The sequence below is a fragment of the Streptomyces lonarensis genome, assembly GCF_012033735.1.
Taxonomy (GTDB): Bacteria; Actinomycetota; Actinomycetes; order Streptomycetales; family Streptomycetaceae; genus Streptomyces; species Streptomyces lonarensis.
Genome location: NZ_JAAVJD010000118.1, coordinates 1 through 17,018, shown reverse-complemented (window position 1 = coordinate 17,018; position 17,018 = coordinate 1). Strand labels below are relative to the sequence as shown.

15 protein-coding genes are annotated in these 17,018 nt (G+C 74.5%); 8 read left to right on the top strand and 7 right to left on the bottom strand.

The features are described 5' to 3' along the window. The first annotated feature begins 129 nt into the window (after positions 1-129). Positions 130-1,413, top strand: coding sequence for a thymidine phosphorylase (locus tag HCN56_RS15480; RefSeq protein WP_167971540.1), 1,284 nt, complete (start codon positions 130-132; stop codon positions 1,411-1,413). Positions 1,414-1,878: 465 nt separating this feature from the next. Beyond that, positions 1,879-3,204, top strand: coding sequence for a magnesium transporter (mgtE, locus tag HCN56_RS15475; RefSeq protein ID WP_167971538.1), 1,326 nt, complete (start codon positions 1,879-1,881; stop codon positions 3,202-3,204). A 223-nt stretch (positions 3,205-3,427) separates the two neighbouring features. On the opposite strand, the gene HCN56_RS15470 is transcribed toward mgtE, so the two are convergent. After that, positions 3,428-4,096, bottom strand: a complete 669-nt coding sequence (locus HCN56_RS15470) for a GNAT family N-acetyltransferase (protein ID WP_167971537.1) — start codon at positions 4,094-4,096, stop codon at positions 3,428-3,430. Positions 4,097-4,738: 642 nt separating this feature from the next. Here HCN56_RS15470 and HCN56_RS15465 point away from each other — a divergent pair. After that, a complete protein-coding gene (locus HCN56_RS15465; protein ID WP_167971535.1) occupies positions 4,739-5,911 on the top strand; it encodes an FUSC family protein in 1,173 nt (390 codons plus the stop codon). A 162-nt stretch (positions 5,912-6,073) separates the two neighbouring features. On the opposite strand, the gene HCN56_RS15460 is transcribed toward HCN56_RS15465, so the two are convergent. Continuing rightward, complete coding sequence (locus HCN56_RS15460; protein WP_167971533.1) at positions 6,074-7,444, bottom strand: MFS transporter; 1,371 nt, start codon at positions 7,442-7,444, stop codon at positions 6,074-6,076. A gap of 125 nt (positions 7,445-7,569) precedes the next feature. On the opposite strand from HCN56_RS15460, the gene HCN56_RS15455 reads away from it, so the two are divergent. From HCN56_RS15455 to HCN56_RS15440, 4 genes are all read left to right on the top strand, one after another. Next, a complete protein-coding gene (locus HCN56_RS15455; RefSeq protein WP_312871248.1) occupies positions 7,570-8,565 on the top strand; it encodes a LysR family transcriptional regulator in 996 nt (331 codons plus the stop codon). Between the two features lie 291 nt (positions 8,566-8,856). Continuing rightward, the gene (locus HCN56_RS15450) at positions 8,857-9,543 is read left to right on the top strand and encodes an SRPBCC domain-containing protein (RefSeq protein ID WP_167971530.1); all 687 of its coding nucleotides are present in this window, start codon (positions 8,857-8,859) and stop codon (positions 9,541-9,543) included. Positions 9,544-9,655: 112 nt separating this feature from the next. Continuing rightward, positions 9,656-10,804, top strand: coding sequence for an adenosine deaminase (locus HCN56_RS15445; protein WP_167971528.1), 1,149 nt, complete (start codon positions 9,656-9,658; stop codon positions 10,802-10,804). 169 nt (positions 10,805-10,973) lie between these two features. Beyond that, positions 10,974-11,309 (top strand): hypothetical protein, encoded by a 336-nt coding sequence (locus tag HCN56_RS15440; protein WP_167971517.1) that lies wholly within the window; start codon positions 10,974-10,976, stop codon positions 11,307-11,309. Positions 11,310-11,449: 140 nt separating this feature from the next. Here HCN56_RS15440 and HCN56_RS15435 read toward each other — a convergent pair whose 3' ends face one another. The 5 genes from HCN56_RS15435 to HCN56_RS15415 all read right to left on the bottom strand — a co-directional run bounded on the left by HCN56_RS15435 (position 11,450) and on the right by HCN56_RS15415 (position 15,752). Continuing rightward, on the bottom strand, positions 11,450-11,665 hold the full coding sequence (locus HCN56_RS15435; RefSeq protein ID WP_167971526.1) for a PspC domain-containing protein: 216 nt from the start codon (positions 11,663-11,665) through the stop codon (positions 11,450-11,452). An 81-nt stretch (positions 11,666-11,746) separates the two neighbouring features. Further along, positions 11,747-12,394: a VanZ family protein gene (locus HCN56_RS15430; protein WP_167971524.1), complete on the bottom strand. Its 648-nt coding sequence runs from the start codon at positions 12,392-12,394 to the stop codon at positions 11,747-11,749. Positions 12,395-12,634: 240 nt separating this feature from the next. Further along, a complete protein-coding gene (locus tag HCN56_RS15425; RefSeq protein WP_167971523.1) occupies positions 12,635-13,228 on the bottom strand; it encodes a hypothetical protein in 594 nt (197 codons plus the stop codon). Positions 13,229-13,239: 11 nt separating this feature from the next. Continuing rightward, a complete protein-coding gene (locus tag HCN56_RS15420) occupies positions 13,240-15,078 on the bottom strand; it encodes an ATP-binding protein (RefSeq protein WP_376770881.1) in 1,839 nt (612 codons plus the stop codon). Continuing rightward, positions 15,075-15,752, bottom strand: coding sequence for a response regulator (locus HCN56_RS15415; RefSeq protein WP_312871247.1), 678 nt, complete (start codon positions 15,750-15,752; stop codon positions 15,075-15,077). Before HCN56_RS15415 ends, HCN56_RS15420 begins: the two co-directional genes overlap by 4 nt. A gap of 263 nt (positions 15,753-16,015) precedes the next feature. On the opposite strand from HCN56_RS15415, the gene HCN56_RS15410 reads away from it, so the two are divergent. Beyond that, the gene (locus tag HCN56_RS15410; protein WP_167971519.1) at positions 16,016-16,780 is read left to right on the top strand and encodes a SigE family RNA polymerase sigma factor; all 765 of its coding nucleotides are present in this window, start codon (positions 16,016-16,018) and stop codon (positions 16,778-16,780) included. Positions 16,781-17,018 lie beyond the last annotated feature (238 nt).

Below are 17,018 nucleotides of genomic sequence, written 5' to 3'. Positions count from 1 at the left end.
TTCACGTTCCGGGCGCCCGTGCCGGTCATTCGGCCCCGGGAATCCGCCGCTTCTTGTCGACCCCCGCCCCGATCCGCACCTCGCACCCCCGGACACGGACTCGCATCCCCGGACACGGAAAAGAGCCGCATGGACGCCATCACCGTCATCCGCGCCAAGCGGGACGGCCACGCCCTCACCGACGCACAGATCGACTGGGTGATCGACGCCTACACCCGCGGCGACGTCGCCGACGAGCAGATGTCCGCCCTCGCCATGGCGATCCTGCTCAACGGCATGGGCCGCGAGGAGATCGCCCGCTGGACCGCCGCGATGATCGCCAGCGGCGAGCGGATGAACTTCGCGGCGCTGGACCGCCCCACCGCCGACAAGCACTCCACCGGCGGCGTCGGCGACAAGATCACCCTGCCGCTCGCCCCGCTGGTCGCCGCCTGCGGCGCGGCCGTGCCGCAGCTCTCCGGCCGCGGCCTCGGCCACACCGGCGGCACGCTCGACAAGCTGGAGGCCATCCCCGGGTGGCGCGCCTCGCTCAGCAACGAGCGGATGCTCGCCGTCCTGGCCGAGACCGGCGCCGTCATCTGCGCCGCCGGCGACGGCCTCGCCCCGGCCGACCGGAAGCTCTACGCGCTCCGCGACGTCACCGGCACCGTCGAGGCGATCCCGCTGATCGCCAGCTCGATCATGTCGAAGAAGATCGCCGAGGGCACCGACTCCCTGGTGCTCGACGTCAAGGTCGGCTCCGGCGCCTTCATGAAGACCATCGACGACGCCCGTGAACTGGCCCGCACCATGGTCGGCCTGGGCACCGACCACGGCGTCCGCACCACCGCACTGCTCACCGACATGTCGGTGCCGCTCGGACTGACCGCCGGCAACGCGCTGGAGGTCCGCGAGTCCGTCGAGGTCCTCGCCGGCGGCGGCCCCGCCGACGTCGTGGAGCTGACGCTCGCCCTCGCCCGGGAGATGCTCGACGCGGCCGGCCTGCCCGACGCCGACCCCGCGAAGGCGCTCGCCGACGGCTCCGCCATGGACGTCTGGCGGCGGATGATCGCGGCCCAGGGCGGCGACCCCGACGCGGACCTGCCCGTCGCCCGCGAGCAGCACGTGCTGACCGTGCCCGCCGACGGGGTGCTGACCGGGCTCGACGCCTACGCCGTCGGCCTCGCCGCCTGGCGGCTCGGCGCCGGCCGCGCCCGCAAGGAGGACCCGGTGCAGGCCGGTGCCGGTGTCGAGCTCCACGCCCGCCCCGGTGACACGGTGCGCGCCGGCGACCCGCTGCTCACGCTGCACACCGACACCCCCGAGCGGTTCGACGCCGCCGTGGAGGCGCTCGCCGGGGACGCGATCCGCGTCACGGCCGACGCCGAACCCGGCACCGGTGCCGGCCCGATCGTGCTGGACCGCATCGCCTGACGCGCCCCCGACCCCCGCGCCCCCGTCCGCCCCCGAGGCACGGGGGTGCGGTGCGTCCGGGGTCGGTTCGCGGCGGGCGGCGGCCCGGACGCAGGTCGCACGCCGGCGTCGGCGGGGCGGTCACGGCCCGGCGGGCGGTGCGCTCGCGGTCGACCGCCGGTCGGCCGGTGGACGACCGGCTGCCGACCGCCGGTACGCGCCGTGCCGCACCCCGCGCCGCCGTCCGATCCGCCGCCGTCTCTGTCATGATCCTTGCTCGACGACCTGTAGCCTGAATGCTGGTTTCGGCAACACGTCACGGCTGGAGGTGGTACTGCGATGCGCAGTGAGCCTCCCAGTCATCCCCGGCGCCGCTCCGGCGCGTCCAGGGCACCCGTCGTCTGACGCCGCGGTCCTGGGCGGATCGGTGCGTGCGCGACCACCGGATGTCCACGACCAGCTTCCGTTGCCTGGGGGTAACCCGCCATGACTCACCTGCCTGTCCTGCTGGAGGACCAAGACCTCGCGGGCGCCCTGGAGTGGCTGGAGACACAGCCCGCCTACTCCATCGCCGACGAGATCGCGCGGATGGACGCCGTCGAGTCCGTCATCACCTTCCGCCTCCTCGACAAGGACCGCGCGCTGGAGGTCTTCGAGGAACTCGACCCCGTCGACCAGCAGCAGATCCTCGAAGGCCTGCGCGACCAGGCCTTCGGCGACCTCGTCGAGGGCATGGACCCCGACGACCGCGCCCGGATGCTGGGGGAGGTGCCCGCCAAGGTCGCCCGCCGCGTCCTCGCCGGACTCAGCGCCCACGAACGGCACATGACCGCCGCGCTGCTCGGCTACCCCGAGGGCTCGGTAGGCCGCTACATGACCCCCGAGACGGTCGCGCTCCAGCAGAACCTGACGGTCTCGCAGGCGCTGGAGGTCGTGCGGCGTCGCGGCGCCAACGCCGAGACCATCTACACGCTGCCGGTGGTCGACACCGGCCGCCGCCTCACCGGCATCGTGGAGCTGCGGGAACTCGTCCTCAGCGACCCCGACCGGCACGTCGCCGAACTGGTGGTGACCGAGCCGCCGTCCGCGCGGGCCACCGACCCCGCCGAGGACGCCGCGCGGCTGATGCGCGAGACCAACGCGCTGGACCTGCCGGTGGTCGACAGCGAGGACCGGCTGGTCGGTCTGCTCACCATCGACGACGCGGTCGAGGTCATCGAGGCCGCCGACACCGAGGACGTAGCCCGGCAGTCCGGTGCCGAGCCGCTGGAGCGCCACTACATGTCGGCAGGCGTCTTCGAGGTCTCGCGCAAGCGGGTCGTCTGGCTGATGCTGCTGCTCGTCGCGGCGACCCTCACCGTGAGCGTCACCCAGGCGTTCGAGGACGAACTGGCCACCGCCACGCAGCTCGCGCTCTTCATCCCCTTGCTGATCGGCACCGGCGGGAACTCCGGGGCCCAGGCGGCGACCGCCGCCGTCCGCGCGCTGGCCGTCGGCGAGGTGCGGACCTCCGACCTGCTGCGTGTCATCTGGCGGGAGTGCCGTACCGGCCTGCTGCTGGGCGCCATGCTGGCGGTACTCGGGCTGCTGGTCGGCGCGCTGTTCGTCGGCTGGAAGATCGCCGTGGTCGTCGCCATCACCCTCGTGGTGATCTGCATGTGGGCGGCGACCGTCGGCGGCACCATGCCGCTGCTGGCCAAGAAGCTGCGGATCGACCCGGCCGTGGTCTCCGCCCCCATGGTGACCACCCTGGTGGACGCCACCGGGCTCATCATCTACTTCACCACCGCCAAGATCGTCCTCGGCATCTGAGCTGAGCGCGTGTCTGAGACCCCACGCCGGGCCCGCGACGCCGGCTACGGCCATCTGCTGCGTTGTCCAAAGACGCCCGCATACAACCCGGTATGAGGGGCGCCCCTCCGCCGTGCAGCTGACCGCATCCGACGCCGCGAGCTGATCCGACGCGGGGTCGCACACACGCTCTGACGACGCGGCGGCCCGGACACGGTCCGGGCCCCCGGGCGGCGTCGGCGTGTCAGCCGCCCGCGAGCGCGGGCTCGGGCAGCGGCACCGGCGCGGTGAGCGGCCCCATGTCGGCCCGCGCAGCGTCGCTGCCGTCCGCGAGCTCCAGGACGGCCCGCTCGTGCGGTCGCGCCGTCAGCCGCCAACGGGGGGCCAGCGCCGCGTAGGTGACCACGTCGTGCCAGGTGCCCTGGGTGTGGAACAGCTCCCGCAGCGTCGCCTCGGGATGCATGTCCCCGGCGAGCATCACCTCGCGCATCCGCCGGTGGTCGTGGCGGTGCCCTGCCCAGATGCGGTGCATCCCCAGCGGGCCGAAGCCGTACGCCATCGCCAGGCGGCCGGCCTCGGTGCCGTGGCCGCGCGCCGCGCCGTCGGGGAGGACGACCAGGCCGGTCAGCATGGCGTTGCGGCCGTAGTCCTCCACGAGCAGCCCGACGCAGCCGGCCATGGTGTCGTCGTCCCGACCCGTGATCGCGAACACGTGGCGCCGCCGGGGGCGTTCCTCGCGCCGGAGCAGCGTCGCCTCGAACGCGCGGTCCGCGGCCTCGGGCGTCATGCGCTCGACGCCGAGGTACCGGGTGAGCACCGGGTGCGTGTAGATCCGCCGATGGGCGGCGGCGTCGGACGGCCGCAGCTCCCGCAGGCGCACGTGGTCGCCGACCAGGTCGATCTCCGTCCTCATCGGGTCCCACCTCCCGGGTGCGGACGGCGCGGACGCACCGGCGCGGCCGGCGCGGGGGACAGGGGGCGGACCCCTGCGCGCGGGGCGCCGGGGGTCGTGGGGCGAAGCGGATTCAGGTGGTACACGAACAAGGAAACTAGCAGCGGGAAGGGAGCAGGCCGGGAAATGTAAACCCGTCACCCGCGTCGAATGCATGTGCTTCTCCGAGGGTGGCGCATTGCGGAGCGTGAGGCGTACCGGGAAGCCGCTCGCCGGGCCGGACGGACGGGCGGCGCCGTTGATCCACTCGAAAGACGTGCAGGTGACAGCGGTGTTGACCCCGGCGGGCCCGCGCTTCCGTCCGGTGCCGGAAGAGCGGCGGACAGCGCCCGAAGACGCCCTTTCGGCCCCCGGAATTCCCGAAAGAGTTCCCGCGCGGTGTGGCACGCGGCACCGAGAGCGGGAGGCGGTCGGCGCGAGAGGGGGAGGCGGCCCGGCGCGCGTGGCGGGAAACACTGACAACACCCGCGATGAGTGCATGTATGCACCGCGGGCAGGTGCGACGGTGTCTTCGTCCGGCCGGTCCGCCCGGGACGGCACGGCGCGCGTCCGACGCCCACCGCCCCGGGACGTGTCCCCACCCGCGTCGTCACCGGAGCCGTCATGTCCGTCGCGCCACTTCGCCACCTCGCCGCGTTCCCCGCCGCGGTCCGCCGTGACACCCGCCAGCTGCTGGACGCCGCCCGGAGCGCCGCCCGGGGCCCGGGGCGCCAGCGGGACCTCGTGGTGCAGTCGCTCAAGGCCGCGCTGGCGGCGTTCCTGGCCTACGCCCTCGCCCACGCGCTGCTGGACGACGAGATGACGCTGATGGCTCCGTGGGTCGCGGTCGTCCTGGTGCAGGCGACGGTCTACCAGTCGGTCTCGCAGGGCGCCCGGCAGGCGGTCGCCATCGCACTGGGAACGGCGGCGGCGACCGGCACCGCGCTGCTGCTGGACAACCAGGCGGCGGCGCTGGTCCTGGTCCTGCCGGTGGCGCTGCTGCTGGGGAACCTGCCGCGGTTCGGGAACCAGGGCATATACCTCGCCACCTCCGCGATCTTCGCGTTGATCGGCGGGCCGCTCACGCTGGAGGTGAGCGCCCAGCGGGTGGTGGCGGCGCTGATCGGTGCCGCCGTCGGCATGGCGGTCAACGCGCTGATCCTGCCGCCGCGCTACCTGCGGGACGTCCGCCGGGCGATCCGCGGTGCCGCCGAGGAGACGGCAGAGCTGCTGCGGGCGATGGCCGACGGCGTCGCCGACGACGACATCGACCGCCGCGCCGAGGGCTGGGTGAGCAGCTCCGCCCGGCTGCCCCGGCTGGTGCGGGGGGTGAGCTCCGCCCTGGAGTGGGACCGGGAGAGCCTGCGCCTCAACATGCGGCGGCGCCGCAGCGGCGCCGCGCTCCCCGCCGACTACGGGACGCACGACGTGGTGAGCGTGCTGGGCCACGTCACCGACCACACCCGGGAGATCGTACGGACGCTGGCGGAGACCGGCCGGTACGCCAGCGACGAGCGGGCGCTCACCCCGCAGCTGGCCGACAGCTACCAGCGGCTGCTGCGGGACGTCGCGGACGCGGTGGAACTGTACGGGCCGCTGGTGACCACGGCGGACCGCGAGGTCCACCAGCAGCTGGAGAGCGCCGTCGAGCGCGCCGAGGCCGGCCATCACCGGCTGCGCCACCTGCTCACCGAGGCACCGCCGGACGCCGCGGGGGCGGAGGTGATGGGCCCGCTCCTCGCCGACGTGCGCCGCATCGTCGCTCAGCTCGACTACCGCGAGGCCGGCCGGGGCTGACCTCCGCCGTCCCGACCGGGACCGGGAGGGGAAGGGCTCCGGGCCGCCGTCCCGACCGGACCGAGGAAAGGAAAAGGCTCCGGGCCGCCGCCGTGACCTGGACGAAGATCACGACGACGGCCCGGAGGGCCGGTGGCGGGCGGCCGCACCGGCCGCCCGCGGTCAGTGCGAGGCGGCTGCGACCCGCTGCGCGGAGTGGCTGCGCAGCGTGGCGTAGAGGGTGACGCCCGCCGCGGTGAGCAGGGCCACCAGGGCGAAGGCGACGGTGCCCTCCCAGTGCGCCGTGTGGTAGGTCAGCGCGCCGAGCACGCCACCGGCGCTGGCGCCGCCGTAGTAGGTGACGGTGTAGAGCGCCGACGCCTGGGCGCGGGCCCGGGTGGCGGCCCGGCCCACCGCGGCGGAGGCGACGGCGTGGCCGAGGAAGAAGCCGCCAGTGATCAGGACCAGGGCCAGCAGCAGCAGCGTCAGGTTCTGCGACAGGCTCAGCACCAGCCCGGCGGTGATCGCGCCGATGCCGACGTAGAGCGCGCCGCGCCGGCCGAGCCGGGTGACGGTGACGCCGGTCATCGACGAGGAGCAGGTCCCCACCAGGTAGATGACGAAGACGGTCCCGGCGACACCGGCCGAGAGGCCGAAGGGGTCCTCGGTCAGGCGGAACGCCACCGCGGTGTAGACGGCGCTGAAGGCGGCCATCAGCAGCATGCCGATCGCGTACAGCCGCAGCAGGAGGGTGTTGCGCAGGTGGTGCGCGACGGTGCCCAGCGCCTCGCGGGTCCGCAGCGGGGTCGGGGTGAAGTTGCGGGCGGCCGGCAGCAGCACCAGGTACAGGGCGGCGCCGATCGCCGCGAGCCCGGCGACCGCCAGCAGCGCGGCGCGCCAGCCGAGCGCCTCGGAGGTCCACCCGGCGAGGATGCGGCCCGACATGCCGCCCACGCTGTTGCCCGCGATGAACAGGCCGACGGCGCCGACCATGGCGCGCTTGTCGAGCTCCTCGGAGAGGTACGCGACGGCGGAGGCGGGGATCGCGGCCAGCGCGGCGCCCTGGAGCACCCGCAGCGCGGTCAGCGCGGTCAGGCCCGGGGCGAAGGGGATCAGGCAGGCCAGCACCAGGGCGACCAGGACGCCGATCGTCATCATCCGGCGGCGTCCGACGCGCTCGGAGACCAGGCTCAGCGGCAGCACGGCCAGCGCCAGCCCCACGGTGGCGCCGGAGACGGTCCAGCTGACGTGGTCGGGGCGCGAGTCGAACGCGGCGGCCAGCTCGGGGAGGAGCGGCTGCGTCGCGAACAGCATGGCGAAGGTCGCGAGGCCGATGCCGAACAGCGCCGCGTTGATGCGGCGGATCGGTGGGCGGCCGGCGTCGGCGCCGTCGGGGGTGGCGGTGTCGCCGGTCCCGCCGGCGGCCCGGGTCTCGGGTCGCGCTGCGGGGCCGGTGGCGGTCCGGGTGTCGGGAAGGGTGCTGGTGGACGGACGCGGGGACGGCGGGGTGAGAGCCCCCGCTGTCGCAGGAGCCCTGGTGGCGGTGGAGGGCATATAACGAAAGTAGAACGGCGGGTTTCATCCGTCCAATGCACAGAACGCTAGACTTCAATGCGGATATGCATAAGTCGAGGTGAGGACGGTCCGTGTCACCTGCCGGCAACAAGAAAGACAATCGTGTGACAACGGGCTCATCGGGCCCCTCGGACAGCGCGGGCCTCGGCCAGGAGTCGTGGGCCTCGCTGCTGACACCCCGACTGGCCCAGTTCGCGGCGGTCGCCCGCCACGAGCACATCACCCGCGCCGCCCACGAGCTCGGCGTCCCGCAGTCCACCCTCAGCCGCGCCATGGCACGGCTGGAGGAGGACCTGCACATCTCGCTGCTCGCCCGCCACGGCCGCGCCGTCTCCCTCACCCCCGCGGGCCGCGCCTTCGCCCGCGCCGTCGAGCGGGCCCTGGGCGAGGTGGAGCGGGCGGCCGAGGTGGTACGCACCGACGCCGACCCGGCGACCGGCAAGGTCGCCTTCGGCTTCCTGCACACCATGGGCCCGGAGACGGTGCCGGCGCTGATCCGCGAGTTCCGGTCCGACCACCCCGGCATCCGCTTCTCGCTCGTGCAGAGCTACGGCGAGGACATGATGGAGCGGATGCGGGAGGGCGAGCTGGACCTCTGCCTCACCTCACCGATCCCCGACGCCCCCGATCTCGTGACCCGCCGGCTGGCGCTCCAGCGGCTGCGGCTCGTCGTCCCCGCCGACCACCGACTGGCCGGCCGCCGCCGGGTACGGCTGGCGGAGGCGGCCGAGGAGGCGTTCGTGACCCTGGAACCCGGCTACGGGCTCCGCAAGCTCACCGAGAAGCTCTGCGCCCAGGCCGGCTTCACGCCGCGGGTCGCCTTCGAGGGGGAGGAGGCCGAGACGCTGCGCGGCCTGGTCGCCGCGGGGCTCGGCGTCGCCCTGCTGCCGCCCCCGACCGTCCCGCGGCCGGGGGTGCAGGAGCTGAGCGTCACCGCGCCGGCGGCGGTGCGCGAGATCGGGGTCGCCTGGATGGCGGGCCACCCCGACACCCAGCCGGTGGCGGCCTTCAAGGCCTTCCTCCTCAGCCGCCGCGACCGGGTGCTCGCCGGGTCCTCCGAGGCGCCCCACGGGCCGGCCGCCACCGACGTCGGGGCGTGAGAGGCGGGGCTGTGCGACTGCCCGCGCACAGCCCCGGACCGCGGCACCGGCCGGCACGCACCTGCGCTGCTGCCGTGGCGCCGTTACCGTGGCGCCATGGAGGCGTTCGCGTGGTCGCCCGCCCCGCTGCGGCGCCGGACCCGGCAACCGTCGGCCGCCGCCAGGGCCGGCCGGCGCGGTCAGCGACGCCGGGCCGCGGGGATCGGGCCGGGCCCGCGACCGGGGCGGCTCCCGTCACCCGGCGTCCCCCCCCTGTCCCCGCCTCCGGCGGCACGCACCCAGGAGCAAGCGATGACCGACCGCACCCCCGCCCCCGAATCCGGCGGCGAACCGCTCGACCTCGACCGCCAGGCGCGCGAGGTGACCCGCGGCGTCCGGCCCGGCAGCCGCGACGGCCGGGAGACGGAGGTCGTCACGCTCACCCAGTCCCACCCCGTCGGCCGCGAGCAGCTCTGGGCGGCGTGCACCACCGTCGAGGGGCTCGCCCGCTGGATGCCGCCCGTCTCGGGCGAGCTGCGGGAGGGCGGCCGGTACCAGCTGGACGGCAACGCCGGCGGCCGAATTCTCCGCTGCGACCCGCCCCGCTCCTTCACAGCCACCTGGGAGTACGGCGGCGACACCAGCTGGGTCACGGCCACCGTGGAACCCGACCCCGACGACACCGCCCGGGCCCGCCTCACGCTGGAGCACGCCTCCGTCCCCGACCCCGCGTTCCGCGCCCGCTACGGCCCCGGGGCCACCGGCGTCGGCTGGGACCTCGCGCTGTCGGCACTCGCCGCCCACCTCGCGGGGGCGGCTGCCTCCGCCGGCCCGGACTCGGCGGCGACCGACCCCGCGTACCAGCGGTTCGTGGCGGCGACCGCGACCGCCTGGGCGGAGCAGGACATCGTCGCCGGCTCCCCGGCCGAGGCGGCGCGCGACGCCGGCCGCCGCACCACCGCGTTCTTCACCGGCGCCCCCGAGCCCGGCGACGGCTGACCGCCCGGCCGCCGGGCGCGACCGCCGGGTGGGACCGCCGAGCCGCCCCTCGGTGCGGACCGGTCGGTCCGTGTTCCCCCACTGTCTACGCGCGTAGGAGTAGCCTGGGCGGATGACTGAGAGCCACACCGTTCCCGCCGCGAGGGCGCCCTCCGCGGACCAGATCATGCGCGCGCCCAAGGTGCTCCTGCACGACCACCTCGACGGCGGCCTGCGCCCGAGCACCGTCCTCGAACTCGCCCGCGAGCAGGGGTACGACCGCCTCCCCGCCGACGACGCCGCCGCGCTCGGCGCCTGGTTCCGCGAGGCCGCGGACTCCGGCTCGCTGGAGCGCTACCTGGAGACCTTCGCGCACACCTGCGCCGTGATGCAGACCCGCGACGCCCTGGTGCGGGTCGCCGCCGAGTGCGTCGTGGACCTGGCCGCGGACGGCGTGGTCTACGCCGAGGTGCGCTACGCCCCGGAGCAGCACCTGGAGGCGGGGCTCACGTTGGAGCAGGTGGTCGAGGCGGTGAACGACGGCTTCCGGGAGGGCGAGCGGCAGGCCGCCGCCGTCGGCCACCGCATCCGCGTCGGTGCGCTGCTCACCGCGATGCGCCACGCCGCCCGCTCACTGGAGATCGCCGAACTCGCGAACCGGTACCGGGGTTCGGGGGTCGTCGGGTTCGACATCGCCGGGGCGGAGGCCGGGTTCCCTCCCACCCGCCACCTGGACGCCTTCGAGTACCTGAAGCGGGAGAACAACCACTTCACCATCCATGCCGGTGAGGCCTTCGGGCTGCCCTCCATCTGGCAGGCGCTCCAGTGGTGCGGGGCCGACCGGCTCGGTCACGGCGTCCGCATCATCGACGACATAACGGTCGCCGAGGACGGCACGGTCACCCTCGGGCCGCTCGCCGCCTATGTGCGGGACAAGCGCATCCCGCTGGAGATGTGCCCGACCTCCAACCTCCAGACCGGCGCCGCGTCCTCCTACGCCGAGCACCCGGTCGGCCTGCTGCGGCGACTGCGGTTCCGGGTGACCCTGAACACCGACAACCGCCTCATGAGCGGAACCAGCATGAGCCGTGAGTTCGAGGAACTGGTGCAGGCGTTCGGCTATTCACTCGACGACATGCAGTGGTTTACAGTCAATGCGATGAAATCCGCATTCATTCCTTTCGATGAACGTTTGGCGATGATCAATGATGTGATCAAGCCCGGGTATGCGGCTCTGAGGTCCGAGTGGTTGTTCGCCAGTGGGCTGCGGCACAGGGTCTGAGCTGCGCCGTAGTTTCCCTGTGCGAATTCCGCACGGTTTTCCGTGCGGCTTCTCGGGTGAGTGGCGCGCGCCGAATCGGAGGTGTTTCGGTGTTTGGCGGGTCGCACCCGGAGCTGGTTAGGTTGCGACCCGCTGCTCACCCATCTCCCCACACGAGGACGTAGCCAGAATGAAGCACGGAACTGTGAAGACCCTCGGTGCCGCCGCGGTCGGCGCCGCGTTCGCCGTCGCCGCCGCGGGCACCGCCTCCGCCGCCACCGACCAGGTCGGCCAGGTGGCCGGCGACGTGCTGGGCTCCCTGTCGGTCACCGACGCGCTCCCCGTCGACCAGCTCAACACCCTCGCCGCGGACAAGACCCTCTCCCAGGTGCTGCCGTCGAGCCAGGAGGACCTGCTCAACTCCGCGGGCCAGGTGGTCAGCGAGGCGGCCTCGAACCCGACCAAGGTCACCCAGGACCCCACGTCGCTGCTCGGCGGTCTCCCGCTGGACAGCGTCGTCATCTGAGCCGGGGAGCCGGACTCCCGCGAGGCCACCCAGATCGTCGCGCTACCCCCCGGCGCGCACGCGGCAGGGCCGCACCCCGTTCACGGGGTGCGGCCCTCGGCCGTGGTGGCGCGGCGGGGCGGGGCGGGCCGCGCCGGGGCTCAGTGCGCCCAGGCGTCGCTCTTCGCGGGACGGTCGCTCGGCAGCAGCAGCCACAGCGCCAGGTAGGCGACGAACTGCGGGCCGGGCAGCAGGCAGGAGAGTACCGCCAGGATGCGGACGGTACCCGCCTTCATCCCGAACCGGCGGGCGATACCGGCGCAGACACCGCCGATCCACCGTCCTCCGGTCGGCCGGGACAGCGTCTTGGTCCTCACGTGCCTCACCTCTCGTGTCGCGGGTCGTCATCGCTTCCGCCGGCGCATACCCACTCTCGCGGGGGTGACGACCTCTTCCTCTCACCGTAGGGAGAGCGGGCCCCCGGCCGCGTCGGACCCAGGGCCCATCCGCACCCCGGAACCTCTCAGGGCTGTCCCCTCCGGGGCGGCCGGCAGACCGCCCGGACGTCGGGGAATCGTTCCTGCACGGGCGGCGGCCGCGCCGGAGCCGCGCGACCCGCCCCCGCCCGCCCGGCCCGCCGTTCCCGGCCCGTCACGGTCGTTGCCGGGATGCCTCCCCGGCAGCAGCCGCGTGCGCAGCCACCCGTAGGTGATCAGGTGCAGCACCCCGGCGCCCGCTGCCGCCAGCAGCACCTGGTCCACGTCGGAGACCCGGCTGGGGACGGCTGAGCGCACCACCTCCAGCAGCAGTGCGATCACGCCCGTCGCGAAGACCGCCCGTGCCAGCGACACCAGCCGCGTCCCGCCCAGCTCCCGGCCGAGCAGCGGCAGCAGCACACCCAGCGGCGCCAGCCGCAGCAGTCCGCCGCCGATCGTCGCCGCGGCGTTCCGCGGGTCGCCGTCGAGCTCGGCCCGGAGGGTGGCCAGCGGCTGCAGGTTGCCGGGCGACACCCAGGGCACCGCGGCGGGGCGCAGCGTCAGCCAGGCGACGACCCCGACCAGCAGGGCCGACAGCAGCAGGGCGGCCAGCCGGACGCGCCGGTCCACGGCCGCGCCGCCCTCGCTTTGCCCGAGGCCCGTCGCGGGGCGGGGCGTGTCATCACGCAGCACGGCAGGGACGACGCCGCGCGCGGGGGCCGCGGTTCCCCGAGCTGCCGGCACGTGACGTACGCCGCTCGCACCGCCCGGGCCGGGCGGTTTCCGTGACGCACACGGGTACGGGAAGCAGGCACGGCCCGGGGCTGCCGGGGAGCTACGCCACCCGCCGGGGCGCGGCGGCCCGGGGGCTCAGGGTGCGGCCGGCCGCAGCGTGTCGGGACGGTGCCGCACCGCCGAGGTGCAGGTGTACTGCCGGTCCTGCCGGTCGGTCTCGGCATCGGGGCCGCCCAGGGTCACCGGGGCGTCGTCGGCGAACACCTCGGACTGGGCGAAGGTGCAGATCACCTGCGCCAGCGCGAACGCCGGCAGGTCGTCAGGGTGCCAGTTGAGGCGCAGCAGCGGTTCGTCCTGCTCACCGGCGGCGCCGGTCACCCGGAGGTCCCCGGGGACGTTGGTCGAGAACCCGGCCGCCCGCTCCTCGTCGGGCGGGTCGCCCTGCAACTCACCGAGCAGGGCGTTGGCCAGGGCTATCCGCTGCTCCGGGTCCTCCGGGGGCTGCCGGTCCAGCTCGCGCTCCACCGACTCCACGCGCGAGTCGCAGACGAGGAAGACCTCGGTGCCGCCGGCGTCACCGGGCGCGGCGCAGCTGGCGCGCGTCGGCGCCGGTCCGTCGTCGACGGGGACGTCCATCGACCGGATGCCGCAGCCCGCGGTGGCGAGGGTCAGCACCGCCGCGGCGACGGCGGCGGACGCCCCGGGGCGGCCGGGTCGTGCTCTCCGCATCCGCCGCATGGTCATCGTCCTCCTCGTGTCGTCGTCCCGTGCTCTCCGCCGGGGTCGTCCCCGTCGCCGCCGCCCTCCGGGGACCCGCCCCGCAGGACTCCCGGCCCGGGGGCGGCGCCCCCCTCGGCGGCAGGCCGGCCGCCGTCCGTCACGCCGTCGTCGCCTCCGTCACCGCTGTCGCTGTCCTCGGCGGAACCGGAGGGGCCGGTCGGCCGGTGCGGCAGCAGCAGCGAGAACACCGCGCCGCCGTCCGGGCCGTTGCGGGCGGTGATCTCACCACCGTGCAGATGGGCGTTCTCCAGCGCGATCGACAGGCCGAGGCCGCTGCCCTCGGAGCGGGGCCGGGAGGCGCTGGCCTTGTAGAACCGGTCGAAGACGTGCGGCAGCACCTCGGCGGGGATGCCGGGGCCCGCGTCCGCGACCTCGATCAGCACCGCGCCGTCGGGCGGCACCGGGACCGGCGTGCGACCGCTGCGGGCCACCGGCCCCTCCGCCAGCGCCGAGAGCGCCGTCGCCCCGCCCTGCCGCGGCTCCACCTCGTGAACGGAGACCCGCACCGGCGAACCGCCGTGGCGCAGGGCGTTGCCGATCAGGTTGGCGAGGATGACGTCCATCCGCCGCGGGTCGACCCGCGCGATCACGCCGCGGTCCGCGTCGAGTTCCACCGCGTCCAGCCAGGCGCGGGCGTCGATGCAGGCCGTCACGAGGTCCGCGACGTCCACGTCGTCCAGCACCATCCGGGCGGTTCCGGCGTCGAAGCGGGTGACCTCCATGAGGTTCTCGACGAGGTTGTTCAGCCGACGGGTCTCGCTGACCACCAGGGAGACCGCGGGCGCGATCATGGGGTCGAGGTTGTCGACCTCCTCCTCCAGCACCTCGGTGACGGCGGTGATCGCGGTCATCGGCGTCCGCAGCTCGTGGGACATGTCCGCGACGAACCGGCGGCTGGACGCCTCCCGGGCGCGGAGATCCGCCACCTTGTGCTCCAGCGCCTCGGCCGCGTTGTTGAAGTTCCGTGTCAGCTCGGCGAGTTCGTCCGCGCCCCGGACCGGCAGCCGGGTGGACAGCTCGCCGTCGCCCAGCCGCCGCGCGGCGCTGTTGAGCCGCCGCACCGGGCGCAGCACGGTCGTGGCGGCGGCCTGCGCCAGCATCACCGAACCGAGCAGCGCCAGCGCCGTGGCGATCCCCAGCGACCAGGCCAAGGAGTTGAGGTCGTCGCGCTCCGGGCCGAGCGAGGCCAGCATGTAGCCGGTCGGCCCGGACTCCGCACCCCGGGCGCCCGCCACCAGGTACGGGTCGTCCTCGTACGTGATCCGCTGCCAGTACAGGTGGTAGGGCGCGTCCCCGCCCCGCGGCTCGTGCACCGCGCGCTCCAGCGAGGCCGGCACGACGTCCAGCGAGAACAGCAGCGGGTCGGACTCCTCCGCGCACTCGCGCCCGTCGGGCTCCTCGCCGACCAGCACCACCTGGTAACTCTGCGAACCGCCCGCCATGTGGCCCGCCGCGTTGCGCAGCTCGTCGCAGGAGGGCGTCTCCGGCAGTGAACTCATGGCGTCCCCCAGCGACTTGCGGAAGTCGGACAGCGCCGAGTTCTGCGCCCGGGTGAGGACCGCGTCCCGGTTCAGCCAGTAGGCGATCCCGGCGACGGAGACCGCCGCCATCAACGCCACCAGCGCGAACACCGTGACCAGGCGGAACCGCAGACTCGTGGGCCGTGCCAACCGCCGCAGCCGCGCCGACCGGCCGCGCGGGGCGGTCTCCTCGCCCCTCCCGGTCCGCTCCGCCGACGGCCCCGCGGGCGCGCCGGGGTCGCCCGCGGCGTCCTCCCCGCGGGCCGCACCCCGGCTCACTGCGGGTTGTCCAGCCGGTAGCCGACCCCGCGGACCGTGCGGATCAGCTTCGGCGAGGACGGCACGTCCTCGACCTTGGCGCGCAACCGCTGCACGCACGCGTCGACCAACCGGGAGTCGCCCAGGTAGTCGTGCTCCCAGACCAGCCGCAGCAACTGCTGCCGCGACAGCGCCTGCCCCGGCCGACGGCTCAGCTCCAGCAGCAGCCGCAGCTCGGTCGGGGTCAGCTGCAGGTCCTCGCCGTTCTTCGTGACGGCCATCGCCGCCCGGTCGATCACCACGGGGCCGAACGTCGCGGCGTCGTTCGACTCCCGCTCGCCGCGCCGCATCACCGCGCGGATACGGGCGTCGAGCACCCGTCCCTGCACCGGCTTGACGACGTAGTCGTCCGCGCCCGACTCCAGGCCGACGACCACGTCGATGTCGTCACTGCGCGCCGTCAGCAGGATGATCGGCAGCTGGTCGGTGCGCCTGATGCGGCGGCACACCTCGAAGCCGTCGATCCCGGGCAGCATCACGTCCAGCACGATCAGGTCGGGCCGCTGCTCGCGCAGCAGCTGCAACCCGTCCTCACCGGTCGGCGCGGTGATGACACGGTGTCCCTGGCGGGTGAGGCCCATCTCCAGGGCCGTCCGGACCGCCTCGTCGTCCTCGATCAGCAACAGGAAAGCCACGGGGGTCATTGTGTCGTATGAACCCAGCGGCGCTCGACCGTGTGTGCGCCGTCCCACGCCGATCCGTGGCCCGAGGGCCGCCTGTCGGACACCGCGCCGACCCACCGTGACGACGGCCGCCGTATCCGTCACCGGGCGTGCGGGCGCGCCGCGCCGACCGCTGTGACACCGCTGTGACAGTCGGGCGACGGGCCCATGAAACTGGCCCGGCAAGGTAGTACCCATCGAACGAAGCACGGACGACTCCACGATGGGGGAGCGGGATGAGCGCCTTGCGCAGTGAACACCGAGCAGGCAGTACGACGCGCTCGCACACCACCGTGGTTCCCGTCCGTTGCGAGGGGACGTCCGGTGCCGCGAACCGGCTTGGGGGTCGCCGCGGCACCGGGCACCGGCCGACGTATCTCGCGGTCGCCGGCGAGGGGGACCGGCAGCTGCCGACCGCCGCCTCCCGGACGCCGGACGGGGTCGCGGGGCAGCCCGGCGGGGCCGGCCACGCCGCCGCCGCCGAGGCGGAGTTCACCGCCTACGTGCAGCAGCGCCGCGCCTCCCTCTACGCCACCGCCTACCACCTCACCGGCGACCGGCACGAGGCGGAGGACCTCCTCCAGTCCGCGCTGCTCTCCACCTACCGGGCGTGGGACCGCATCAGCGACAAGGGCGCCCTCGGCGGCTACCTGCGGCGCACCATGACCAACCTGCACATCAGCGCCTGGCGCCGCCGCAAGTTGAACGAGTACCCGACCGAGGAACTCCCGGAGTCGGCCGGTGAGCACGACACCATGCGCGGCACCGAACTGCGCGCGGTGCTCTGGCAGGCGCTGGCGCGCCTCCCGGAGCAGCAGCGCACCATGCTGGTCCTGCGCTACTACGAGGGCCGCACCGACCCGGAGATCGCCGAGACGCTCAACATCAGCGTCGGCACCGTGAAGAGCAGCATCTGGCGCACCCTGCGCCGGCTGCGCGAGGACCGGGCGCTCGGCCACGGAGGGGACCGCCAGGACTCCTTCGGCGAGCTGGTCGCCTGAGGCGGGGGAGGGGCCGGCCCCGGGGCCGGGTGCGTTCGGTGGACGCGACAGCGGGTTCACGGCCGGGGGGCCGGGAGCCCGGCGGCCACCGAGGCACCCGGGCCGGGGCGCGGGGGAAGAGAGCGGGGAGACCCGAGGGGAGCAGGACCGGGGGACGGTGCGCGGCCGGGGGGCCGTGCGCCACGGGGGAGGCGGGCCGCGCCGGGGAGACGGGGCCCGCGACGGGAGGGGACGGTGG